This window comes from Actinosynnema sp. NPDC023587 (assembly GCF_040640215.1).
Taxonomy (GTDB): Bacteria; Actinomycetota; Actinomycetes; order Mycobacteriales; family Pseudonocardiaceae; genus Actinosynnema.
The window spans coordinates 267969-290664 of the sequence record NZ_JBFABG010000003.1; the positions used below are offsets into that span (position 1 = coordinate 267969).

General features: G+C 72.5%; 25 protein-coding genes and 2 pseudogenes. 5 read left to right on the forward strand and 22 right to left on the reverse strand.

Features of this window, described 5'->3' with window-relative positions; all coding sequences use genetic code 11:
* From AB0G01_RS10010 to AB0G01_RS10020, 3 genes are all read right to left on the reverse strand, one after another.
* Positions 1-723 carry an SMI1/KNR4 family protein gene (locus AB0G01_RS10010; RefSeq protein WP_360943278.1) on the reverse strand — a complete coding sequence of 241 codons (723 nt, stop codon included), beginning with the start codon at positions 721-723 and terminating at the stop codon, positions 1-3.
* A gap of 5 nt (positions 724-728) precedes the next feature.
* Positions 729-2114 (reverse strand): glycine--tRNA ligase, encoded by a 1386-nt coding sequence (locus AB0G01_RS10015; protein WP_360942063.1) that lies wholly within the window; start codon positions 2112-2114, stop codon positions 729-731.
* A gap of 220 nt (positions 2115-2334) precedes the next feature.
* Positions 2335-2712 carry an antibiotic biosynthesis monooxygenase gene (locus AB0G01_RS10020; protein ID WP_360942066.1) on the reverse strand — a complete coding sequence of 126 codons (378 nt, stop codon included), beginning with the start codon at positions 2710-2712 and terminating at the stop codon, positions 2335-2337.
* A gap of 17 nt (positions 2713-2729) precedes the next feature.
* Here AB0G01_RS10020 and AB0G01_RS10025 point away from each other — a divergent pair, with 17 nt between their 5' ends.
* From AB0G01_RS10025 to AB0G01_RS10035, 3 genes are all read left to right on the forward strand, one after another.
* Positions 2730-2999: a hypothetical protein gene (locus tag AB0G01_RS10025; protein WP_360942069.1), complete on the forward strand. Its 270-nt coding sequence runs from the start codon at positions 2730-2732 to the stop codon at positions 2997-2999.
* 67 nt (positions 3000-3066) lie between these two features.
* Positions 3067-3435: a metalloregulator ArsR/SmtB family transcription factor gene (locus tag AB0G01_RS10030; protein WP_360943281.1), complete on the forward strand. Its 369-nt coding sequence runs from the start codon at positions 3067-3069 to the stop codon at positions 3433-3435.
* On the forward strand, positions 3432-3875 hold the full coding sequence (locus tag AB0G01_RS10035) for a Fur family transcriptional regulator (protein ID WP_360942072.1): 444 nt from the start codon (positions 3432-3434) through the stop codon (positions 3873-3875). Before AB0G01_RS10030 ends, AB0G01_RS10035 begins: the two co-directional genes overlap by 4 nt.
* On the opposite strand, the gene AB0G01_RS10040 is transcribed toward AB0G01_RS10035, so the two are convergent.
* The 13 genes and pseudogenes from AB0G01_RS10040 to AB0G01_RS10100 all read right to left on the reverse strand — a co-directional run.
* The gene (locus tag AB0G01_RS10040; RefSeq protein WP_360942075.1) at positions 3872-4726 is read right to left on the reverse strand and encodes a TIGR03943 family protein; all 855 of its coding nucleotides are present in this window, start codon (positions 4724-4726) and stop codon (positions 3872-3874) included. The genes AB0G01_RS10035 and AB0G01_RS10040 overlap by 4 nt on opposite strands.
* A gap of 13 nt (positions 4727-4739) precedes the next feature.
* Entirely contained in the window at positions 4740-5750 is a 1011-nt protein-coding gene (locus AB0G01_RS10045) for a permease (protein ID WP_360942078.1), read from the reverse strand.
* A 42-nt stretch (positions 5751-5792) separates the two neighbouring features.
* A complete protein-coding gene (locus tag AB0G01_RS10050; protein ID WP_360942081.1) occupies positions 5793-6065 on the reverse strand; it encodes a hypothetical protein in 273 nt (90 codons plus the stop codon).
* Position 6066: 1 nt separating this feature from the next.
* Positions 6067-6492, reverse strand: coding sequence for a YbjN domain-containing protein (locus AB0G01_RS10055; RefSeq protein ID WP_360943284.1), 426 nt, complete (start codon positions 6490-6492; stop codon positions 6067-6069).
* A 14-nt stretch (positions 6493-6506) separates the two neighbouring features.
* Positions 6507-7376 carry an isoprenyl transferase gene (locus AB0G01_RS10060; protein WP_360942084.1) on the reverse strand — a complete coding sequence of 290 codons (870 nt, stop codon included), beginning with the start codon at positions 7374-7376 and terminating at the stop codon, positions 6507-6509.
* A gap of 88 nt (positions 7377-7464) precedes the next feature.
* Entirely contained in the window at positions 7465-8217 is a 753-nt protein-coding gene (gene recO / locus AB0G01_RS10065; protein WP_360942087.1) for a DNA repair protein RecO, read from the reverse strand.
* Positions 8218-8249: 32 nt separating this feature from the next.
* Complete coding sequence (gene era, locus AB0G01_RS10070) at positions 8250-9146, reverse strand: GTPase Era (protein WP_360942090.1); 897 nt, start codon at positions 9144-9146, stop codon at positions 8250-8252.
* A gap of 770 nt (positions 9147-9916) precedes the next feature.
* On the reverse strand, positions 9917-10243 hold the full coding sequence (locus tag AB0G01_RS10075) for a (2Fe-2S) ferredoxin domain-containing protein (protein ID WP_360942093.1): 327 nt from the start codon (positions 10241-10243) through the stop codon (positions 9917-9919).
* Positions 10243-10587, reverse strand: a complete 345-nt coding sequence (locus AB0G01_RS10080) for a cytidine deaminase (RefSeq protein WP_360942096.1) — start codon at positions 10585-10587, stop codon at positions 10243-10245. The genes AB0G01_RS10075 and AB0G01_RS10080 overlap by 1 nt, the downstream gene beginning before the upstream one ends.
* Positions 10580-11884, reverse strand: a complete 1305-nt coding sequence (locus tag AB0G01_RS10085; protein WP_360942099.1) for a hemolysin family protein — start codon at positions 11882-11884, stop codon at positions 10580-10582. The genes AB0G01_RS10080 and AB0G01_RS10085 overlap by 8 nt, the downstream gene beginning before the upstream one ends.
* A 10-nt stretch (positions 11885-11894) precedes the next feature.
* The gene (ybeY, locus tag AB0G01_RS10090; protein ID WP_360942101.1) at positions 11895-12449 is read right to left on the reverse strand and encodes an rRNA maturation RNase YbeY; all 555 of its coding nucleotides are present in this window, start codon (positions 12447-12449) and stop codon (positions 11895-11897) included.
* A 5-nt stretch (positions 12450-12454) separates the two neighbouring features.
* A pseudogene (locus AB0G01_RS10095) lies at positions 12455-12820 on the reverse strand (PhoH family protein); the annotation flags it as partial.
* 1056 nt (positions 12821-13876) lie between these two features.
* Positions 13877-14587: pseudogene (locus tag AB0G01_RS10100) on the reverse strand (PhoH family protein); the annotation flags it as partial.
* A gap of 265 nt (positions 14588-14852) precedes the next feature.
* Between AB0G01_RS10100 and AB0G01_RS10105 the strand changes: the two are divergent.
* Positions 14853-16217, forward strand: coding sequence for an FAD-binding oxidoreductase (locus AB0G01_RS10105; protein ID WP_360942104.1), 1365 nt, complete (start codon positions 14853-14855; stop codon positions 16215-16217).
* 41 nt (positions 16218-16258) lie between these two features.
* Here AB0G01_RS10105 and AB0G01_RS10110 read toward each other — a convergent pair whose 3' ends face one another.
* From AB0G01_RS10110 to hrcA, 5 genes are all read right to left on the reverse strand, one after another.
* The gene (locus AB0G01_RS10110) at positions 16259-16600 is read right to left on the reverse strand and encodes an HIT domain-containing protein (protein WP_360942106.1); all 342 of its coding nucleotides are present in this window, start codon (positions 16598-16600) and stop codon (positions 16259-16261) included.
* A gap of 10 nt (positions 16601-16610) precedes the next feature.
* Positions 16611-17309: an alpha/beta fold hydrolase gene (locus tag AB0G01_RS10115; protein WP_360942108.1), complete on the reverse strand. Its 699-nt coding sequence runs from the start codon at positions 17307-17309 to the stop codon at positions 16611-16613.
* A gap of 183 nt (positions 17310-17492) precedes the next feature.
* Positions 17493-18227: a 16S rRNA (uracil(1498)-N(3))-methyltransferase gene (locus AB0G01_RS10120; protein WP_360942111.1), complete on the reverse strand. Its 735-nt coding sequence runs from the start codon at positions 18225-18227 to the stop codon at positions 17493-17495.
* Positions 18224-19372 (reverse strand): molecular chaperone DnaJ, encoded by a 1149-nt coding sequence (gene dnaJ, locus AB0G01_RS10125; RefSeq protein ID WP_360942114.1) that lies wholly within the window; start codon positions 19370-19372, stop codon positions 18224-18226. Before dnaJ ends, AB0G01_RS10120 begins: the two co-directional genes overlap by 4 nt.
* A gap of 76 nt (positions 19373-19448) precedes the next feature.
* Complete coding sequence (gene hrcA / locus AB0G01_RS10130; RefSeq protein ID WP_360942117.1) at positions 19449-20471, reverse strand: heat-inducible transcriptional repressor HrcA; 1023 nt, start codon at positions 20469-20471, stop codon at positions 19449-19451.
* Positions 20472-20584: 113 nt separating this feature from the next.
* On the opposite strand from hrcA, the gene AB0G01_RS10135 reads away from it, so the two are divergent.
* The gene (locus tag AB0G01_RS10135; protein WP_360942120.1) at positions 20585-21325 is read left to right on the forward strand and encodes a GNAT family N-acetyltransferase; all 741 of its coding nucleotides are present in this window, start codon (positions 20585-20587) and stop codon (positions 21323-21325) included.
* Positions 21326-21329: 4 nt separating this feature from the next.
* Here the strand turns inward: AB0G01_RS10135 and hemW are convergent, their stop codons facing one another.
* Positions 21330-22544: a radical SAM family heme chaperone HemW gene (gene hemW, locus AB0G01_RS10140; protein WP_360942123.1), complete on the reverse strand. Its 1215-nt coding sequence runs from the start codon at positions 22542-22544 to the stop codon at positions 21330-21332.
* Positions 22545-22696: the final 152 nt, after the last annotated feature.

Sequence of the window (22696 nt, forward strand, 5' to 3'; positions counted from 1 at the left end):
TCACCCGAGGAGCCGGCCGATCAGGTCGTCGGTGACGAACTCGCCCGCCGCCGCCACGTCCTGCACGACCGCACCCAGGTCGAGCCGGTGCACCGAGACCCGGTCCCGGCCGTGGCGGCGCATGAAGAACCCGGCCCCACCGCCGTCGTCGCCGACCAGCGCCCAGTGCGGCGCGCGCCGGCGCACCTCGAACGCCTCGTTGCGCTGCTGGAACGACTGCGGCCCGTAGAACCGCTCCCCGTCCGGGCGCAGCACGCCGGGCGTGGACCGCCACAGCCGGGCGATCGTCGGGTTCGGCCCGTCGCGGAGCCCCGCCGCGCGGGCCTCGCACACCGCCAGGAACCCGGCGAACGTCTCCGCGACCGGCTCGTCCCCGCCGGTGAAGGGGTCCCGCCCGACCACCGGGTGCTCGCCGTCGACCACCACGTCCAGCACGAAGCCGTAGCGGTGCCCGCACGGCTCCCGGCAGAACCACAGCCGCGCCCCGTCCAGGCCGCCGGTGAGCGGACCCCCGTCCCCGTCCGGCGACAGCGAGGCGACGGGCATCCCGCCGACCTCGCCGGACCCGTACTCGGCCAGCCACCACCGGAACGACGGCGACAGCGGCCCCAGGACGGTCTCCGCCGCGACGATCGCCCCCTCGGGCGCGCCACGGCCGGGCCGGGCGGCGACGGCCGACCCTGCCGCGATCAGCTCGCGCAGCAGGACCAGGTCCGGCCGCACGGACGTCAAGCGCCGATCAGGCGGGCCGCCAGGTAGGACTCCAACTGGTCCATGGACACCCGCTCCTGGGACATGGTGTCCCGCTCCCGCACGGTCACCGCGTGGTCGGTGAGGGTGTCGAAGTCGACCGTCACGCAGAACGGCGTGCCGATCTCGTCCTGCCGGCGGTAGCGGCGGCCGATCGCGCCCGCGTCGTCGAACTCGATGTTCCAGTGCCGGCGCAGCGCGTTGGCCAGGTCCTTCGCCTTGGGCGACAGGTCGGCGTTGCGGGACAGCGGCAGCACCGCCGCCTTCACCGGCGCGAGCCGGCGGTCCAGCCGCAGCACGACCCGCTTGTCCACGCCGCCCTTGGCGTTCGGGGCCTCGTCCTCGGTGTAGGCCTCCAGCAGGAAGGCCATCATCGGCCGGCCGACGCCCGCCGCCGGCTCGATCACGAACGGGCGGTAGCGCGAGTTCGTGGCCTGGTCGAAGTACGACAGGTCCACGCCCGAGTGGTTCGAGTGGGTGTTCAGGTCGAAGTCGGTGCGGTTGGCGACGCCCTCCAGCTCGCCCCACTCCTGGCCGCCGAACCGGAAGCGGTACTCGATGTCGACGGTCCGCTTCGAGTAGTGCGACAGCTTCTCCTTCGGGTGCTCGTAGTGCCGCAGGTTCTCCTTGGCGATGCCCAGCTCGGTGTACCAGCGGGAGCGCTCGTCGATCCAGTACTGGTGCCACTCCTCGTCGGTGCCGGGCTCGACGAAGAACTCCATCTCCATCTGCTCGAACTCGCGGGTCCGGAAGATGAAGTTGCCGGGCGTGATCTCGTTGCGGAAGCTCTTGCCGATCTGGCCGATGCCGAACGGCGGCTTGCGCCGCGACGTGGTCTGCACGTTCAGGAAGTTGGTGAAGATGCCCTGCGCGGTCTCCGGGCGCAGGTAGTGCAGGCCCTCGTCGGTCTCCACCGGACCCAGGTGGGTCTTGAGCAGGCCGTTGAACATCTTCGGCTCGGTGTACTGGCCCCGGTTGCCGCAGTTCGGGCACGGCACGTCGGAGACGTCGCCCTCCGCGACCTGCTTGCCGGTGCGCTCGGCGTACTCCTCGGACAGCGTGTCCTGCCGGAACCGCTTGTGGCACGAGTTGCACTCGACCAGCGGGTCGACGAACGCCTCCACGTGACCGGACGCCACCCACACCTCGCGCGGCAGGATCACCGACGAGTCCAGGCCCACCACGTCCTCGCGACCGCGCACCATGTAGTTCCACCACTGGCGCTTGATGTTGTCCTTCAGCTCGACGCCGAGGGGACCGTAGTCCCAGGCCGACCTCGTGCCGCCGTAGATCTCGCCGCATGGGTACACGAACCCGCGGCGCTTGCACAGGCTGACGACGGTCTCGATGCGATCGGCTGCCACGGACAACTCCATCGGAGGGGCGGGCGAACGGGGGTTGCCAGGGTAGTACTCGGGCTCCCGCCTCCATCGGGCGACTACGGCGAAAGGGCTCCTACCCTGCGGAGATGGCGGAGGAGGCCGGGCACGACGCGGGACCGGGCCGACCCGCCACCGACCCGCACCGACCCGCACCGACCGCGTCCCGGGCCCGTGCGGGTGGGGGACCCGAAGGCGTCCCGGGCTAGCGCGGGGTGGCGGGCCCGGCGGCCTCGCCGAGGCGCACGGTGCCGGCGTCGGCGGCGACCAGGCTGGTCAACCGCTCCACCGCGCCCCCGTCGGCGACCAGCAGCGATTCGAACGCGGCGGGTTCGGCGACGGCCTCCGACAGCAGCGGCACGACGTGTTCGCGCACCTCGAACGGCGACAGCGCCCGCCGGTAGGCGACCACCGAGTCGAACTCGACGGTCAGCACGAAGAGCTCCTCCTCGTCGGTCGACCGGCCCAGCGACCCGCGCCGGCAACCGGGCCGGGCGGTCAGCAGCTCCAGCGCCCGGCCGACGCGCGCGGTGAAGGTCGGGACTTCGGACACGGGCACGGTGAACCGGCACACGAGCAGCACGGTGCAAGGATGCCACGGTGGCGGATTCGAAGCGGACGCTGATCCCCGGTGCCGGACCGTTGGCGAAGGTGTCCGGACCGGTGGTGTTCCTGCTGGTCCTGGGCTTGTTCGGGGCGGGGGTGCTGGTACGCGGCACGGTCGGCGCGGCACTGCTGTGCCTGCTCGCGCTCGGCGTGGCCGGGCTGCTCGCGACCACGTGGCGGTTCCTGACGCCCGGCGCGCGGGGCCTGCGGCTGTTGGTGCTTGCGGTTCTTGTGCTTGTGACCTGGTCTGTGCTGGGAACGTAGTATTGGTGGTGAAAATCCATACCACGTGGTCGGAGGCACCGTGACGGTCGAAGTGCGGAGCGAGCACGTGCACTCCCCGACTCGCGGCGCGGCCCAACCGGTACCCCCGCGACCCGCGCACACGCTGTCCGCCGCCGGCGAGCTGCTGCGCGCCCTGGCCGCGCCGGTGCGCATCGCCATCGTGCTCCAGCTCCGCGAGGCCGACCGGTGCGTCCACGAGCTGGTCGAGGCGCTGGGCGTGGCCCAGCCGCTGATCAGCCAGCACCTGCGGGTGCTCAAGGCGGCGGGCGTCGTGCACGGCGAGCGGCACGGCCGCGAGGTGGTCTACCGGCTGGTCGACGAACACCTGGCGCACATCGTGGTGGACGCCGTGACGCACGTCGACGAGGGCCCGCGTGGTATCAACACCGGAGTGCCCGGGACGGAGGAACTGTGACCACGAGTGAGCGCCCCAACACCAACGTGCCGGGTCTGCGGTCCACGAAGCAGCGCACCGCCGTGTCCCGGCTGCTCGACTCGCTGGACGACTTCCGCTCGGCGCAGGAGCTCCACGAGGAGCTGCGCCGGCGCGGCGAGGGCATCGGCCTGACCACGGTGTACCGCACGCTCCAGTCGCTGGCCGACGCCGGCGAGGTGGACGTGCTGCGCACCGATTCCGGCGAGGCGATCTACCGGCGCTGCTCCTCGCACCACCACCACCACCTGGTGTGCCGCACCTGCGGGCGCACCGTCGAGGTGGAGGGGCCGACGGTGGAGCGGTGGGCCGACCGGGTGGCCGAGGAAAACGGCTTCTCCGAGGTCAGCCACACCGTGGAGATCTTCGGCACGTGCACGGAGTGCGCGAAGGCCGTGGCGGCCGAGCCGAAGAAGCCCTAGCCCTCGTAGGTGTCCTCCGGCGGCGTGATCGGCGTGATCTCGCGGACGGTGAACGTCGGCACGTAGGCGTTCTCCCTGGTCGCCGACCCGGGCACGACGCGGCCGACCGCCTCGACCCACTGGTCGGTCGGCAGCGCGCCGAAGTCCCGGCCGGTCATCAGCGCCTTCACCGGTGCGGCGTCGGCCGCGCAGCACGAGATGGTGAGCCGCGCCAGGTAGACGTTCTGCTCCTTGCGGACGACGAACCCGGTCAGCTTCACGGTCCGGTCGTCGAGCGAGCCCGAGTCGTCCCACGCGGTGCGGGTGACGAACTCGCTGATCGTCAGCGGGACGACGTCGTCCTGGGGCAGCGGGGCGAACCCGTTGCCCGCTTTGGACTCCTGGGCGGCGTTGCGGTCCGACCGGTTGACCGTGTCCGCGCCCAGCGCGGGCGGGCTGATCAGGAACACCGCCAGCACCGGGAGCAGCAGCATCCACGGGCTGCGCGAGGAGCCGTGCTCGTGCCCGTCGTGGTGGACCGCGCCGTGGTCGTGACCGCCCCCGGCGGCGGCGTCGCCGGACTTCCCGGCGGACGACCCGACAGCGGCCACGGCGGCCGGCTGCCCGGCAGCGTCCCCGGCACCGTCGCCACCGTCTCCGGCGGGATTGCCGGGGGGACTTTCCGCGAGGTGCCCGCCACGCAGGTCGCGCGCGATGGCCACCACCGCGAGCACGATCATGACCACCCCGGTGGCGACCAGCCACGGCTGGAGCGATTCTTTGACGTACCGCAGGTAGGTGCCGCTGAGCGCGAGCTTCAGCAGCGCGCCGCCGAGCAGCACCAGCAGGACGTTCTGGGTTTCCCGCCGCATCAGGTCTCGCCCCTCACAGGAACACCGCGCCCGCCGCCAGCGCGCACAGGATGGCCACCACGAACGTCACCGGCGCGAACCGGGCCGCGAACCCGCGCCCGAACGCCCCCGCCTGCAACGCGACCAGCTTCACGTCCACCGCCGGACCCACCACCAGGAACACCAGCCGGGGCAGCAGCGGCAGCGCGGTCATCGACACCGCGACGAACGCGTCCGCCTCGCTGCACAGCGCCAGCACCACCGCGAGCAGCGCCATCACCAGCACACCGAGCACCAGTTGCCCGCCGAGGGTCTCCAGCCACTCGGCCGGGACCAGCACGTTGAACGCCGCCGCGAACACCCCGCCGAGCACCAGGAACCCGCCGGCCTCCACCAGGTCGTGGCGGGCGGTCTCGGCGAACACCAGCCAGCGGGACCTGCCGTCGCGGTCGGGCAGCCGGCGCAGCGCGCGTTCCGCGATCCACTCGGACTTGCCGAACCGGGTCCACAGCCACCCCATCACCACGGCGGTGAGCAGCGACCCGAGGAACCGCGCGGGCACCATCAGCGGCGCGTCCCGGAACGCCACGGCCGTCGACACCAGCACGATCGGGTTCACCGCCGGCGCGGCCAGCAGGAACGACAACGCGACCGCCGGCGCGACACCCTGCTGCATGAGCCGGCGCGCCACCGGCACCGACGCGCACTCGCACCCCGGCAGGGCGATACCGGCCACCCCGGCCACGGGCACCGCGAGCGCGGTCCGCTTCGGCAACAGCCTGCGCAGCGCGCTCGCCGGCACGAACGCGGCGATCGCGCCGCTGATCAGCACACCGAGCACGAGGAACGGCATCGCCTGGACGCACACCGCGACGAACACCGTCGACGCCGTGCGCAGCGTCGGCGCGTCCAACGCCGACACCAGCCAGTCCTGGAAGAGCAGGGCCAGCACCAGCACCGCGCACAGGACCTCCAGCGAGGTCACCCGGAAACGGGGTGGCGTGCGGCGCGGGCGTGACCCCCGGATCTCGCCAGTGATTGTCACTTTCGAGATGATGCCAGGCATCGCCCACGCCGCCGAACCGACCTACGTCGGGTCTTCGACCTCTTCGCGGAGCTCGTCGATCGTGGAGAGCACGTCCATCGCGCTGCGCACCGGCAGCAGCGGTTCCACCACGGCCGACACCCCGCGCCCCTCGGCGATCACCGACTCCGCCAGCGCCACCGCCTCGTCCCGCTCGTACGGGCCGCACACGAACGAGTCCCAGTCCTCACCCGCCGACGCCTCGAAGGTGATCGCCCACGGCAACCCCTCGACCTCCGCGTCGTCGTCCGGCTCGTACACGATCACCCCGGCCACGTCACGCACCGCCTTCCGCGTCCGCCAGCAGCTCGGCGCGGAGCTGGGACGCCGTGGAGACGACCAGCATGAGCAGGGTGCTCAGCGGTTCGGTGCGCATCCCCTCGGCCGGGAACGCGTACCGCAGGGTCACGTCGGTGCCCCGCTCGGTGTGCACGACACCCAGCGTGCCGAACAGCCCCTGACCCGCCCGTTCCGCCGCCGAAGCGGCCAGGTTCGGGTTCTTCGGCAGGTCCCACGCCACCACGCACGTCAAGCTCAGCACGGTCAGCCCCTCGGCCAGCCGCATGGCCTGCACCGCGCACGGGACCTCGCCGTGCCGGAAGCTCAACGCCCCGTCGTCGTCCACGTGCACCTCGTGGAACAGCTCCAGCGCCTCCCGCGCGGCGGTGAGCAGCTCGGCGGTCACCGCCGCGTCGTCGGTCACTGCGGGATCGTCGCTCACTGGTTCTCCTCGTCCACGTCGGTCCGGTCCACATCGGCCTGGTCCACATCGGCCTCGTCCACGTCCGGCTTGTCCACCGCGCCGCCGAACCGCCGGTCGCGCCGGGCGAACGACTCGCACGCCCGCCACAGGTCCAGCCGGTCGAAGTCCGGCCACAGGATGTCCTGGAACACCAGCTCGGCGTAAGCCGACTGCCACAGCAGGAAGTTCGACGTCCGCTGCTCCCCCGACGGCCGGATGAACAGGTCCACGTCCGGCATGTCCGGCTGGTACAGGTACTTCGCGATGGTCCGCTCGTCCACCTTGTCCGGGTTGAGCCGCCCGGCGGCGACCAGCCGGGCGATCTCCCGCGCGGCGTCGCCGACCTCGGCGCGACCCCCGTAGTTGATGCACATCGCCAGGTTCAGCACCGTGTTGTCCTTGGTGCGCTCCTCGGCGACCTCCAGCTCGTTGATCACGCTGCGCCACAGCCGGGGCCGCCGGCCCGCCCACCGCACCCGCACCCCGAGCTCGTCCAGCTCGTCCGTGCGGTGGCGGATGACGTCCCGGCTGAAGCCCATCAGGAAGCGGACCTCCTCCGGGCTGCGCCGCCAGTTCTCGGTGGAGAACGCGTAGAGCGACAGCCACTTCACACCCAGCTCGATCGCACCCTTGGCCGCTTCCACGACCACGGCCTCACCGCGCTTGTGCCCCTCGATGCGGGACAGGCCGCGCTGGTTGGCCCAGCGGCCGTTGCCGTCCATCACGATCGCGACGTGCTTCGGCACGAGGTCGGCCGGGATCGACGGCGCGGCGGTGCCGGTGACGTGCGGGTCCGGGGGGCGGGGAGCGCGCGCGACGCGTTCGGCCCGCCTTCGGCGAAGCATGCGGACAGGTTCCTCTCGAAGATCGGGTTGCCCGGTGCGGACCGGGATCTGCCACGCGGCAGCGGGAGACCCGGTGCGGCTGGCGACTCTATCCGTCGGCCAGCGGTGCCTTGCGCTCGACCAGCGGCAGGGACCGGAGCTGCCGCTCCAGGTGCCACTGGAGGTGCGCGGCGACCAGCCCGCTGGCCTCGCGGCGCGGCCCGTTCGGGATCTCGTCGACCACGTCCCACTCGCCGTGCAGGAGCGCGCCAAGGAGCCGGAGCGTGGCCTCGTGGGGCTGGGTGCTGCCCGGCGGCCGGCAGTGCGCGCACACCAGGCCGCCCGCGTGCGGGTTGAACGCCCGGTGCGGACCGGGGTCGCCGCACCGCGCGCACTCGTGCACCGCCGGGGCCCAGCCGGCCGACGACATCGCGCGCATCAGGAACGCGTCCAGGACCAGCGAGGGGTCCCGCTCCTTGGCCGCCAGCGCCCGCAGCGCCCCGGTGACCAGCAGGTAGAGCCGCAACGCCGGCTCGCCCTCCTCGGCGGTCAGCCGGTCGGCCGTCTCCAGGACCGCGCACGCGGCGGTGTAGCGCTGGTAGTCGTCCACCAGGCCGACGCCGAAGGCGTCCAGCGTCTGCACCTGGGTGACCACGTCGAGCGAGCGGCCGGGGTAGAACTGGACGTCGACGTGCCCGAACGGTTCCAGGCGCGCGCCGAACCGGGAGGACGTCCGCCGCACCCCCTTGGCGACCGCGCGCACCTTGCCGTGCTTCTGGGTCAGCAGGGTGATGATGCGGTCGGCCTCGCCGAGCTTCTGCACCCGCAGGACCACACCCGTGTCCCGGTACAGGTTGGCCATCGCTCCCCCACCCGCCCGCGTCCGTCGCGGGGTCAGAAACCCAGTCTACGAAGCTGCTTCGGGTCGCGCTGCCAGTCCTTGGCGATCTTGACGTGCAGGTCGAGGTAGACGCGCGTGCCGAGCAGCTTCTCGATGTGGTGGCGGGCCGTGATGCCCACCTGCTTGAGCCGCTCGCCCCGGTGGCCGAGGATGATCGCCTTCTGGCTGGAGCGCTCCACGAACACGTTGGCGTGCACGTCGAGCAGGTCGTTGCGCCCCTCGCGGGGCGACATCTCCTCCACCACGACCGCGATCGAGTGCGGCAGCTCGTCCCGCACCCCCTCCAGCGCGGCCTCCCGGATCAGCTCGGCGACGAGGGTCTGCTCGGGTTCGTCGGTGAGCTCGCCGTCCGGGTAGAGCGGCGGCCCCTCGGGCAGCCGGCCCATCAGCAGGTCGGCGAGCGTGTCGACCTGGAAGCCGTCCTGCGCGGAGACCGGGATCAGCTCGGCGAAGTCCATCACGGCCTGGAGGGCGAGCAACTGCTCGATCACCTGCTGCTGGCTGACCAGGTCGGTCTTGGTGATGATCCCGATCACCGGGGTCCGCTTGGCGATCTTCTCCAGCTCGGCGGCGATGAACTTGTCCCCGGGACCGACCTTCTGGTCGGCCGGGACGCAGAAGCCGACCACGTCGACCTCGGACCAGGTCTCCCGGACCAGGTCGTTGAGGCGCTGGCCGAGCAACGTCCGAGGTCGGTGCAGGCCGGGGGTGTCGACCAGGATCAACTGCCCGTCGGACCGGTGCACGATCCCCCGGATCGTGTGCCGGGTGGTCTGGGGCTTGCTGGAGGTGATCGCGACCTTGGTCCCCACCAGCGCGTTCGTCAACGTCGACTTGCCGGCGTTGGGCCGACCGACAAAGCACGCGAACCCGGAACGATAACCATCCATCCGCCCATTGTCCCCGTACGCGCCGACCCCGCCCCTCCACCCCTCGCAGCGGCGCTCGGCGGTGTGTGCTGGGGTGTGTGCCGGGGTGGTGGCTGGGTGGTGGCGGGGAGCCGAGCCGGAAGCCGTCGCACCCGCCGTGCGCGTGCTTCGGCTACGACTCAGGAGGGTGTTCGGGCGACTTTCGTACACGGTTCGCCACATGTCGTGAACCGACCTCGGATCGGGCACTTTCCGGCACTGGATCTCGTTGCCGAGGAAGTAAGGAGGCGAGGCACGGCGGGCTGGGGTCCGGCGACCGGGCTGGCAGCCACATCCGCCACCCACAGCCTGCCCGCACGCACCCCACCCGCACAGCACCCGTCCACCGCACGCCTACCGGCGCACGCCCGCCCGCAGCAGGCCCGCCCACCGCACGTTCGCCCGCAGGACGCCCGCCCACAGCAGGCCCGCCCGCAGCGCGGCGGCCGAGCGCGGCGGGCCAGGACGGCGGGCCAGGACGGGGGCGGGACGGTCTTGCCAGCAGCAGGCGAGACGGTTCCCGGTGCAGCTTTGCCGGGCGGATTCGGGCGGTTGGCAGGTTCTCGGTTGGCAGGTGCTCGGGTTGGTGGACCGGAGGTCTGGGTGGGGTCGGCCAGCGCCCTCAGGGGCACGACCGTTATCCGTGGGCTGATCCCGGTCGTCTCGTTCACCGGCGGACGGCGGACGGGGACTCGATTCGCTTGATCAAGTCCCCGTCCTGCCGGCCGACGAGCCGCGTCTGCCTTCTGCCGTCAGTCGGGCTTGACGGGCGGTGCGACGCGGTTCGGTTCGAGCTTCGCCGGCAGTGGGCCGCCGGTGGTCAGCCATTGCTCCAGGTCTTCCATCACGACGTCGTGCAGCACCGAGCCCAGCCACACCGGTTTCGTGCCGGGCCGCTTGACGACCACGATGTTCGAGTTCTCGCACGCGTCCAAACAGTCCGCCGTGCGCACGCGCACCCGCCCGCCGGACCGCGCCGCCACCGCTTCGAGGCGGCGCAACTGTTCGGCGTGGTCGTACTCGGGGTGCTTCTTGACGGTGCCGCAGCAACACCCCCGGCACACGGTCACGAGTGCCACTACACGGTTTCCCGGAGTGTGCCTGTGCCGTCCGCGCGCAACACCGGCACGCCGGCGGTCAGGTCACGCGCGGCGGCGACGGAATCCGCGTCCACGGTGTCCGCAGCCGTCACGACGGCCGCCGCCTCCAGTCCTTCCGCGCCGCTGGAGACGGCCGCCGCGACAGCGGCTTGGAGCGCGGTCAACTTCAGCGACGGCAACGCGATCGTGGTCGCGGCGTAGGTGCGGCCGTCGGTGTCGCGCACCGCCGCGCCCTCGGCCGCCCCGGTGCGCGCCCTGGCCGAGCGGGCCAGGGTGATGATCTTGGCGTCTTCCGGGGCGAGGTCGTGGTCGAGGTCAGTCACCGGGGGTTCCCTCCGCAGAAGTGTCACCGTTGTGCACAGGGCGCACGAGCACCGTGGTGATGCGCATCCGCCCGCGTTCGTCCTTGCCGCCTTCGGCCCGCATCCGCAGGCCCGCGATCTCCGCTTCGGTGCCGGGCAGCGGCACGCGCCCCAGGCGCTGTGCCAGCAGACCGCCGACCGTCTCGACCTCGTGGTCGTCCAGCTCGGTGCCGAACAGCGCGTCGAGGTCGTCCACCGGCAGGCGCGCGCTGACCCGCACCGAGCCGTCGGCCAGGTGCTCGACCGGCGGGCGGTCCTCGGTGTCGGACTCGTCGGTGATCTCGCCGACGATCTCCTCCAGGATGTCCTCGATGGTCAGCAGGCCCGCCGTGCCGCCGTACTCGTCGACGACGATCGCCAGGTGGTTGCGGGAGAGCTGCATCTCGCGCAGCAGGTCGGCGATGGGCTTCGAGTCGGGGATGAACGACGCCGGCTTCATCACGTCCGCGACCGAGGTGCCGTTGGGCTCCTCGGCGAGCGTCCGCCGCACCAGGTCCTTCAGGTTCACCACGCCGACGATGTCGTCCACGCTCTCGCCGATCACCGGAACCCGCGTGTAGCCGGTGCGCAGGGACAGCGCGAGCGCCTGTCGCACGGACTTGGTCTGCTCGATCCACACGATCTCGGTGCGCGGCACCATCACCTCGCGGGCGATGGTGTCGCCGAGCTCGAACACCGAGTGGATCATCTCGCGCTCGCCCTCGTCCACGACGCCGCGTTCCTGCGCCATGTCGACCAGCTCGCGCAACTCGACCTCGGAGGAGAACGGGCCTTCGCGGAAGCCCTTGCCGGGGGTGATCGCGTTGCCGACCAGGATCAGCAGCCGCGACAGCGGCCCGAGCACCCGGCCGAGCACGCGGATCGGCCCGGCGGCGACGAGGCTCACCGCGTAGGGGTGCTGCCGGCCGATGGTGCGCGGGCCGACGCCGACCAGCACGTAGGACACGACCAGCATGCTCAGGCCCGCGACCAGCACGGCCACCCAGCCGGTGGCGATCAGCTCCAGGCACACGACGGTGACCAGCACGGTCGCCGACAGCTCGCAGCCGAGCCGCAGCAACAGCAGCAGGTTGATGTGGCGCGGCCGGTCCGCGAGCACCTGGATCAACTGCCGGGTGCCGGCCCGGCCCTGTCGCTGGAGCGCTTCGACGCGCGCCCGCGACACGGTGCCGAGCGCCGCGTCGGCACCCGCGAAGGTGCCGGCCGCCAGCACGAGCAGAACTGCCAGCACGATGAGGCTGGTGGGGTCCCCCGTCACCTCGGCCGCCTCAAGCGGTCGGGCCGGGCCGGTCGGAATCCTCCAGGCCCACCGCCCCGAGCAGCTTCGAGTCGGCTTCGCGCTGCGCCGTCTTGCGCTCCGCCTCGGCGGCGGCGGTGCGGAAGTCGCCCAGGATCCGGTTCTGGAGGGTGAACATCTCGCGCTCCTCGGCGGGCTCGGCGTGGTCGTAGCCCAGCAGGTGCAGCACGCCGTGCACGGTCAGCAGGTGCAGTTCGTCGAGCAGGCTGTGACCCGCTTTCTTCGCCTGGTCCTTGGCGAACTCCGGGCACAGCGCGATGTCGCCGAGCAGGGCGGGCCCGAGCCCGGCCGCGTCGGGTCGGCGGGCCGAGTCCAGCTCGTCCATCGGGAAGGCCATGACGTCGGTGGGCCCTGGCAGGTCCATCCAGCGCTGGTGCAGGTCCGCCATGACGTCCAGTTCCACCAGCAGGACGGACAGCTCCGCCAACGGGCTGACGCCCATCCGGTCCAGGGCGAACCGGGCGGCGGCGACGATGGACGGCTCGTCCACCGCCACGCCCGATTCGTTCGCGATCTCGATGCTCACGACGCCTATCGTCCCCGGCGTTGCCCGTGCGACCGCGCACCGGGTCCGGAGTGCTGCCCCCGGGCATCGCCGAGGCCCTGCTCGTCCTGCTCGACCTGCCACTTCTCGTAGGCGTCGACGATGTCCGCGACGAGCCGGTGGCGGACGACGTCGCTGCTGGTCAGGATGGAGAAGTGGACGTCCTCGACGCCGTCGAGGATCTCCCGGACGACCTTGAGCCCGGACCGCTGCCCGCCGGGCAGGTCGACCTGGGTGATGTCGCCGGTCACCACGACCTTGGAGCCGAAGCCCAGCCGGGTGAGGAACATCTTCATCTGCTCGGGCGTGGTGTTCTGCGCCTCGTCCAGGATGATGAACGCGTCGTTCAGCGTGTTGTGCGTGAGCAGGTAGTCCTCGGTGACGTACAGCGAGTCGGCCGCCGCCACCTGGATGCACACCGCTTCGGCGCGGCCCTCGGGTTCGATCGAGTCGATGAACCGCACCGGCCGACCGCCGCCGCCCGCACCCCGGTACTCCTGCCGCTTGCGGGCCAGCCGGAACGGCTCGACGCCCGGGGGCAGTCGAAGGTCCAGCACGTAGGTGTCGTGGCGGTGGCCGACATCACGACCGACATCACGACCGGGCTCGCCGCCCCGCGCTTCCCGCAGGCGCACGTGGGCGACGCCGCCGAGCGAACGGGTCAGTGCGACCACGTCGTCCCTGAGCCGGGGCGAGGTGGTCGTGTACTGGACGCGGCAGGTGCGACCGAGCTGGGTGACGGGATCGCCGGCGGCGTCGAGCAGACCTTGCAGCACGCCCGACCGGACGTCGACGGCGTTGTCGAGGTAGACCTCGGGCACGAACCTGGTGTGCGGCCGGGTGCCGACGAGGCCCAACGCCCGCAGCGCGCCGGTCACCGGGTTCTCCCGGGTCATCACGTCACCGGGGGTCCGCTCGCGGGCGAACACGTAGTCGGGGCGCGCCTCGACCCCGGACAGGGCCGCTGCCGACGCGGTGCCGAGTTCGAGGTCCGCCGCAACGGACGAGCCGGTCGGGCAGCCGTCGCCGAGCAGCAGCCCGAGCGCGTACGGGTCCAGCGGGACCTCGCGCTCCGGCCGTCGCACCGGTCCGCTGAGCAGCGGCAACTCGTACCGGTGGGCGTGCGCGGTACGCAGCTCGCCGACCATCTCCTTGGTCTCCAGCACCTGCCACGGCGCGCCGCGCCGGCGGTCGGAGGCCGTGCGGACGGTCCACAGGTGGTCGCCGCAGCACAGCACGGAAGCGCCGTCCTGCGCGGTGACCCGGTAGATGTCCTTCTCGCCCTGCGGGTACACGCCGAGAACCGGTGTGGGCTCGCCGTCGGAGCCGACGACCAGGTCGCCGACCCGCAGGTCCCCGATGGGCCGGAAGCCTTCCGGCGTCAGCACGCCGGTGGTCACCGGCTGCGCCCGGCCGCGCATGTAGGCGAGCGGGGCGACCTCGATCGTGCCGGCCTGGGTGAGGCGCGGGATGGATTCCGGGTCGACCATGTCGTGCAGGGCGTCGTACAGGGGGCGCAGGTACGGGTCGATCTTCTCGTACAGGGTGCCCGGCAGGTAGCCGAGGCGTTCGCCCGCCTCGACGGCGGGGCGGGTCAGGATGATGCGGTTGACCTGCTTGGCCTGGAGCGCCTGCACGGCCTTGGCCATGGCCAGGTAGGTCTTGCCGGTGCCGGCGGGGCCGATGCCGAACACCACGGTGTTCCGGTCGATCGCGTCGACGTAGTGCTTCTGGTTCAGCGTCTTCGGGCGGATGGTCCGGCCGCGGCGCGAGATGATGTCGAGGCTGAGCACCTCGGCGGGCGACTCGCTGGTGCCGGCGGACAGCATCGCGACCGTGCGGCGGACGGTGTCCGGGCTGATTTCCTGGCCCCGGTCGGCGAGGGTGGTCAGTTCGCCGAACACGCGTTCGGCGAAGGCCACGTCGGCGGGCAGGCCGGAGAGGGTGATCTCGTTGCCGCGCACGTGGACGTCGGCGTCGAGCAGCTCTTCGGCGAGCCGGAGGTTCTCGTCGCGCGAACCGAGCAGGGCGAGCACCGCGCCGTCGGGCACGGCGAACTTGGACTGGGCGTCAGCCGCGGCGTGACCGGACTGCGGCTTGTTGTCAGCGGTGTCGGCCACGTGGCCTCGGGCCTGCTTCCTGCGCGTTCGCGCCGAACTCGGGTGTACTTGACCTACTTCCACCGATGCTAGCCGCCCCCACCGACACTCCGCACCGGAGTAAGAAGGGGGTTTCCCGCAGAGGCTCGGCGCGCGGTCCCGGGGTGCGGGTCCGGGTCGTCCGGCGCTCGGCGGGCGCGACCCCGGACGGTTACCGGGGGATGACCCGATAGAAGGCTGTGTCCCACCTCACACCGGAGCACTATGGGATGTCGGGGGTGGGGTCGTGGAGATTCGTCGGAGGACGTTCATCGGAGCCGCCGGGCTGGCGTTCGCGGGCTGGGACCGGGACTGGCGTCGGCTGCGGTTGAGCGGGCGGTTGGTGCTGCCGGGCGATCCGGACTACGACGCGCGGCGACGGCCCTTCAACACGCTGTACGCAAGCCGGCGGCCGGCCGCGATCGCGCTGTGCGCGACGGAGGACGACGTCGCCCGGTGCCTGGAGTTCGCGTCGCGGGACCGCCTCCCGGTCGCCGCGCGCAGCGGCCGGCACAGCTACGCCGGGTACTCCGTGCCGGAGGACGGCCTGGTGGTGGACGTGTCGGCGTTGAACGCGGTGCGGCCGGGCCAGGTGACCGAGGTCGGCGCGGGCACGTCGATGATCGGCCTGTACGAGGCGGTGGGTGCCGCCGGGTGGCTGGTGCCCGGCGGGACGTGCGCCAGTGTCGGGATCGGCGGGCTGGCACCGGGCGGCGGGATCAGCGTGGTCGGTCGCGAGTACGGGCTGACCTGCGACCGGATGGTCGGCGCGCGGGTGGTGACGCCGGACGGGTCGGTGCGGTGGGTCGACGAGGAGCACGAGCCGGACCTGTTCTGGGCACTGCGCGGCGGCGGTGGCGGGAACTTCGGGGTCGTCACGTCGTTCCACTTCGCCGCGGTCGCGGCGCGCGACCTGGTGCCGTTCGAGCTGCGCACGCCGGCGGGCGCGGAGGCGGACGTGTTCGGGGCGTGGCAGGAGTGGCTGGCCGACCTGCCCGACGAGCTGTGGACGGCCTGCAAGCTGGAGATGGGCCGGCCGCCGTCGGCGCTGGTGTCGGGCTGCTGGGTGGGCCCGCCGGAGGGCCTCACGCCCTGGTTGGACCGGTTCGCGGCGAAGGTGCCGGTGGTGTCGCGGAACCTCCGGCCGATGGACAGCCTGACCGCCATGCGCTACTACGCGAACTGCCTGGGCGGCTGCCCGCCGGTGCTGGGCAACCGGTTCGCGGCGTCGTCCCGGATGCTGCGCCGGCCGGTGGACCCGGCGGCGGCGGTGCGGCTGGTGGACCGGGCGCGGTCCGGGGCGATCCTGTTCGACTCCTTCGGCGGGGCGATCGGGCGGGTGCGGCCCGACGAGACGGCGTTCCCGCACCGGGACGCGCTGGCGAGCGCGCAGATCTTCGTCAACGGCACCGGGATCGACGAGGCGACGGCGCGGCGGGAGCTCGCGGAGGTGCGGGACGGCCTGGGCGCGGGCGGCGGGTACGTGAATTACGTCGACCCGGAGATGCCGGACTGGCGGACCGCCTACTACGGCCACAACTACCCGCGCCTGCACCGGGTGGCCCGCCGCTACGACCCCGACCGGGTGCTGGCGTTCCCGCAGTCGGTGTGACGGAGAGGCGGTGCGGCAGAGGCCTGCGGCAGGGGGGCGGCTCAGGCCAGTGCGCCGAGCTCGCGCCCGCCGAGCAGGTGCAGGTGGGCGTGGAACACGGTCTGCCCGGCGTGCGCACCGGTGTTGAACAGCAGCCGGTAGCCGGTGTCGGCGATGCCCTCGGCCTCGGCGATCGCGCCGGCGGCCAGGAAGAGGTCGTCCAGCACGCCCGGCGCGGCGGCGGCCAGCGCGGCGGCGTCCGGCGCGTGCTCGCGGGGCACCAGCACGACGTGCGTGGGTGCCTGGGGCGCGATGTCGCGGAACGCCACGGTCGTCTCGGTCTGGTGCACGATCGTGGCCGGGATCTCGCCCGCGACGATCCGGCAGAACAGGCAGTCGGACATACCGCGCAGGCTACCGGGCGGTCTCCCGGGCCAGCCGGAGCGCGGCGCTGCGGCAGGTGACCCAGGCGGACGTGCCGGGCGTGATCAGGTCCATGTGGCCGACACCGGGCAGCACGACGAGTTCCGCGCCGGACGCCTCGGCGAAGCCGGTGCTCTGCGCCACCGGCACGTCCTCGTCCTCCTCGCCGTGCACCAGGACCAGCGGCGTGCCGATGGGCAGCAGCGCGGCGGGCGACGCGTCGGCGTACCGGTCGGGCACCTCGTCGGGGGTGCCGCCGAGCAGTTCGCCGGCGCGGCGGGTGATCTCCGGGTGCGCCAGGAAGTCCAGGACACCGGCCTGGGCGACCGCGCCGAGCACGCGGGGGTGCCGGGCGGCGGCCCACACCGCGAGGTGGCCGCCCGCCGAGTGGCCGAGGGTGATCACGTCGGAGTCCAGGGCGTCGATGGCGGCCAGCACGTCGTCGCCGGTCTGCGGCCACCCACCGCCGCCACCGACGCGGCGGTACTCGATGTTGCACGCCGACACGCCGTGGGCCGCCAGATCGGCCGCCAGGGGACGTCCCAGCTCCAATCCATATCGCTGGTGCCAGAAACCGCCGTGGATGACCACGACAACGGGAAACCGATTCGACTCACGGCCGGTCGACAATTCACCGAACTGACTCGGGTGGTCGCCGTACGAGATGTGCAAGACATACCCCTGACACAAAAAAGGGCCGCGTCGCGATGAGACCTGGGGGTTGCCCCACCGCGACGCGGCGACGCCGGACCGAGGGGGGAGGTGTCCGGCGAGACTGTGGTCCGAAGGGTCGATTACGACTAGACCAATGCAACCCCTCAGACCACGAGAGTAACCCCTATTCCGGCGGTTCGCCAGAAGTCCGCGACCCCATTACCCCCAGCGATCGGTCATTACACCCAGAGCTCCCAAAGCCACTGCGGCAGCCGTGGACGCTCGCAGAACGGTAGGCCCCAGTCGCACCGCGTGCGCGCCTGCCTCGATCAACGCCGACAGTTCGACATCGGTGATGCCCCCTTCCGGACCGACCACCAACAACACCTCGCCCGCACCGGGCAGCGGTACCGACTTGATGTTGTCCGAAGCCGATTCGTGCAAAACCAATACAGCGGCACAGGACTCGGCCAAACGGACCAGCGCGGCGGTGTCGACGGGTTCCGCGACGACCGGCACGCGGGCCCGCCGGGCCTGTTTCGCGGCTTCCCGCGCGGTGCCGCGCCAACGTTCCAGGGCTTTCGCGCCGCGCGGGCCGTCCGCCCATTTCACGACGCACCTGGCCGCCTTCCACGGCACCACGCCGTCCACGCCCGCCTCGGTCGCGAGTTCGACGGCCAGCTCGCCCCGGTCACCCTTCACCAGCGCCTGCGCCACGACCACCCGCACGGCGGGCTCGGGCACCACCCAGCGCTCGACGACGGCCAGCCGCAACGAGTCCTTCAGCGCCTCCTCGACCACGCACCGCACCTGCGCGCCCGTGCCGTCGGAGAGCACCAGCTCCTCCCCCGCCCGCAGCCGCCGCACGGTCGCCGCGTGCCGGCCCTCGGGCCCGTCCAGCACCGCGCTGCCGCCGGGCGGCAGCGCGGGCACGAGGAAGACGGGCAGGGTCACCGGTGGGCGCGGCCGGAGCGCAGCCGCGAGAACAGCCCACCGCCGCCCTTGCCGTTGTGGGCCAGGGTCGGTTCGTCCTCGCCGCGCAGCACGGCCAGCTCGCGCAGCAGCTCGACCTGGCGGGCGTCGACCTTGGTCGGCACCACGACCTCCAGGTGCACGTGCAGGTCGCCTCGGCCGTCGATGCGGCCGGAGGACCGCAGCCGGGGCATGCCGCGACCGGTGAGCACCAGTTCCGTGTTCGGCTGGGTGCCGGCCTCGATCTCCAGCTCCTCCTCGCCGTCGAGGGTTTGCAGCGGCAGCACCGCGCCGAGCGCGGCGGTGGTCATCGGGATGCGCACCGAGCAGTGCAGGTTCGAGCCGTCCCGCTCGAACACCTCGTGCGGCACCTCCTCGACCTCCACGTAGAGGTCGCCGGCGGGGCCGCCGCCGGAGCCGACCTCGCCCTGCCCGGCCAGCCGGACCCGCATGCCCTCGGCGACCCCGGCCGGGATCTGCACGGAGATGGTGCGCCGGGACCGGACCCGGCCCTCGCCCGCGCACTGCCGGCACGGGTCGGGGATGACCTCGCCCAGGCCCCGGCACACCGGGCACGGCCGGGCCGTGACGACCTGGCCGAGGAAGGAGCGCTGCACCGACTGCACCTCGCCGCGCCCGCCGCACGTGTCGCAGCGCACCGGGGACGAGCCGTCGGCGCAACCGCTGCCCACGCACCGGTCGCACAGGATCGCGGTGTCCACGGTCAGTTCGCGCGACGCGCCCGCGGCGCACTCCTCCAGCGTCATGGACAGCCGGATCAGCGCGTCCGAGCCGGGCTGCACGCGGCTGCGCGGGCCGCGCCCGCCACCGCCCGTGGCACCGAAGAACGCGTCCATGATGTCGCCCAGGCCGAAACCCGCGAACGGGTCACCCGCGCCGCCGCCACCGCCGCCGGACTGCAACGGGTCCCCGCCGCGGTCGACGATCTCGCGCTTCCTCGGGTCCGACAACACCTCGTAGGCGGCCGTCACCTCTTTGAAGCGCGCCTCCTCGTTGGGGTTGACGTCCGGGTGCAGCCGGCGCGCGAGCTTGCGGTAGGCGCGCTTGATCTCCTCGGGTGTCGCGTTCTTGGAGACCCCGAGCGTCCCGTAGTAGTCCCTCGCCACCGTATGTCCTCCTGCGGGCGCGATGAGCGCGCTCGCTCGCTTGCGAAACGTCTTGTGGGTTTGCGGTGTTCCCCGGCTAGCGTGCGGTCAGGATGTCCCCCACGTAGCTGGCGACCGCGAGCACGGCCGCCATCGTGCCGGGGTAGTCCATCCGGGTCGGCCCCACCACTCCCATGCCCCCGAGCAGGTTGTCCCGGCTGCCGTAGCCGATGGACACGATCGAGGTGCTGCGCATCTCGGCCGCCTCGTTCTCCTCGCCGATGTGCACCAGGACGGTGCCGGGGTCGCGGGACGCGGCGAGCAGCTTGAGCACCACGACCTGCTCCTCCAGCGCCTCCAGCACCTGGCGCAGCGAACCGGGGAAGTCTGCCACGTTGCGGGTGAGGTTCGCGGTGCCACCCAGCACCAGGCGCTCCTCGGGGTGCTCCACCAGCGACTCGATCAGCACGGTGCTCACCCGCAGCACCACGTCCCGCAGCTCGGCGGGCACGCGTTCGGGCAGCTCGGCGACCTCGGCGGACGCGTCGGACAGCCGCTTGCCGACCATGGCGGTGTTGAGCAGGCCGCGAATCCGGGACACGTCCTCCTCGGTGATCACGTCCCCGAGGTCGACGGACCGCTGGTCCACCCGGCCGGTGTCGGTGATCAGCACCAGCATCAACCGGGCGGGTGTGATGGCCAGCACTTCCAGGTGCCGCACGGTGGAGCGGCTCAGCGTGGGGTACTGCACGACGGCGACCTGGCGGGTGAGCTGGGCCAGCAGCCGCACGCTGCGGCGCAGCACGTCGTCCAGGTCGTACGCGCCCTCCAGGAAGCTGCGGATGGCCCGGCGCTCGGGCGAGGACAGCGGTTTGACCTCGCTGAGCCGGTCCACGAACAGCCGGTAGCCCTTGTCCGTGGGCACCCGGCCGGCGCTGGTGTGCGGCTGGGTGATGTAGCCGTCCTCCTCCAGCGCCGCCATGTCGTTGCGGACCGTCGCGCTGGACACCCCCAGGTTGTGCCGTTCGACCAGCGCCTTCGACGCCACCGGCTCCTGGTTGGAGACGTAGTCGGCGACGATCGCGCGCAACACTTCGAACCGGCGTTCATCGGTGTTCACCGCGTGTCACCTCCACTCGGACGGGTCGTGCTCCACCCCGAGTTTACGGAGGTGGGGCGCGGCGCGGTGAAAGTCGGTGGCACCGGTTCGGCCGGCGTGGGAGCGTCAGCGCGGTGCTGACCGAGATCCAGGCCTCCCTGCGGGAGTCGCTGCGCGCCGACGCCGAGCGGATCGGGCCGTTCCTGGTCCGGTTCGACGAGCACGGCGACAGCGTCTTCCTGAACTACGCGGTGCCCGACGAGGGTGCCGCGCCGACCGCCGCCGACGTCGCGGACCTGGTGGCGGCGTTCCGCGCCCGGGACCGCACGCCGCGCCTGGAGTACCTCCGGCCGTTCCCGGCGGTGGACGCCGCGCTGGAGGCGGCCGGGTTCACCGTGGACCAGCTCCTGCCGATGATGGGTGTCGAGCGCGCCGACCTGGTCGTGCCGGACGTGCCGGAGGGCGTGGAGCTGGTCGACGCGACCACCGACGACCAGCTCGCGGCGCTGACCGTCGCCCAGCACCGGGCGTTCGGGGTGGACCCGATCCCGCGCGACGCCGCGGTGGAGCGGCAGCGGTCCCTGCTGGACGAGGGCGGGTCGCTGATGCTCGCGCTGGTCGACGGGGCGGTGGTGGGCGGTGGCGCGAGCACCGGGCCGCGCAACGGCCTGGCGCAGGTCGCCGGGATCGCCGTGGTGCCCGGGCACCGGGGGCGCGGCATCGCGTCGGCGGTCTGCGGCGAGCTGACCCGGCGGGTGTTCGCGGCCGGGGCGACGCCGTTCCTGGAGACCGAGCCGGACGGCAAGGCGGGCCGGCTCTACGGGCCGATCGGCTACCGGACCATCGGGCTGTCGGCGGCGATCTCGCTCAAGTAGCACCTCAGGTCAGCCGGTGCACGACGGCGTCGGCGAGCAGCCGGCCGCGCGCGGTGAGCACGCAGCGGCCCCGGTCGAGGGCGTCGGCGTCGAGCAGGCCGTCCGCGGCGGCGGCCCGTGCCTCGGCCCGGCCGGGGTCGTCCAGCACGTCGACCGGCAGCCCGGCGGCCAGCCGCAGCTCCAGCAGCACCCGCTCGACCCGCCGGTCCTCGGCGGTCAGGGTCTCCCGGCCGGCGGCCGGGGAGGTCCCGGCGGCCAGCAGCTCGCTGTACCTGGCGGGGTGCTTGACGTTCCACCAGCGGACGCCGCCGACGTGGCTGTGCGCGCCGGGGCCCGCGCCCCACCAGTCCGCGCCCTGCCAGTACAGGACGTTGTGCCGGCACTCGGCGGCGGGCGACGCGGCCCAGTTCGACACCTCGTACCAGTCCAGGCCCTGGGCGGTGAGCGCGGCGTCGACCATCTCGTACTTGTCGGCCAGCACGTCGTCGTCGGGCATCGGCAGCTCGCCGCGGCCCACCCGGCGGGCCAGCGCGGTGCCCTCCTCGACGATCAGCGCGTACGCCGAGACGTGGTCCACGCCCGCCCCGGCGACCGCGTCCAGCGACGCCCGCAGGTCGTCGGCGGACTCGCCGGGGGTGCCGTAGATGAGGTCCAGGTTCACGTGGTCGAAGCCGGCGGCGCGGGCCTCGCGGGCGGCGGCCGGCGGGCGGCCGGGCGTGTGCGCGCGGTCCAGCACGGTGAGCACGTGGCGGGCCGCCGACTGCATCCCCAGCGACACCCTGGTGTAACCCGCGTCACGGATACCGGCGAAGAACTCCGGTGACGTGGACTCGGGGTTGGACTCGGTGGTCACCTCGGCGTCGTCCGCAAGGCCGAACGACGATCGGACGGCGGTCAGCACCTCGGCGAGGCCGTTCGCACCGAGCAGTGACGGAGTGCCACCGCCGACGAACACGGTGTTCACGGCCGGCGCAGTGCCCAGGACGGTCGCGGCCAGGTCCAGTTCCCGTTTCACCGCCTCGATCCACGAGCCGGGAGAGGCGGAAGTGCCCAGCTCACCGGCGGTGTAGGTGTTGAAATCGCAGTAGCCGCAGCGGGTCGCGCAGAACGGGACGTGCACGTAGACGCCGAACGGGCGGGAGCCGAGACCGGCCAGGGCGGTCACGGGCAGTGAGCCGTCGGGCGGCGCGGGGTCGCCGATCGGCAGAGCGGAGGGCATGGCCCCCATTGTCCCATTTACCAGCAGCGGGACGTCCGTCCCACCATGCGGATGGCGGTGGACCACGGGGTGGACGCGTGGCACGCTGACGACCATGACGTCGAACGGAATCCGCCTGGTGGTACGCCGCCACGTCGACTTCCGTCGTGTCT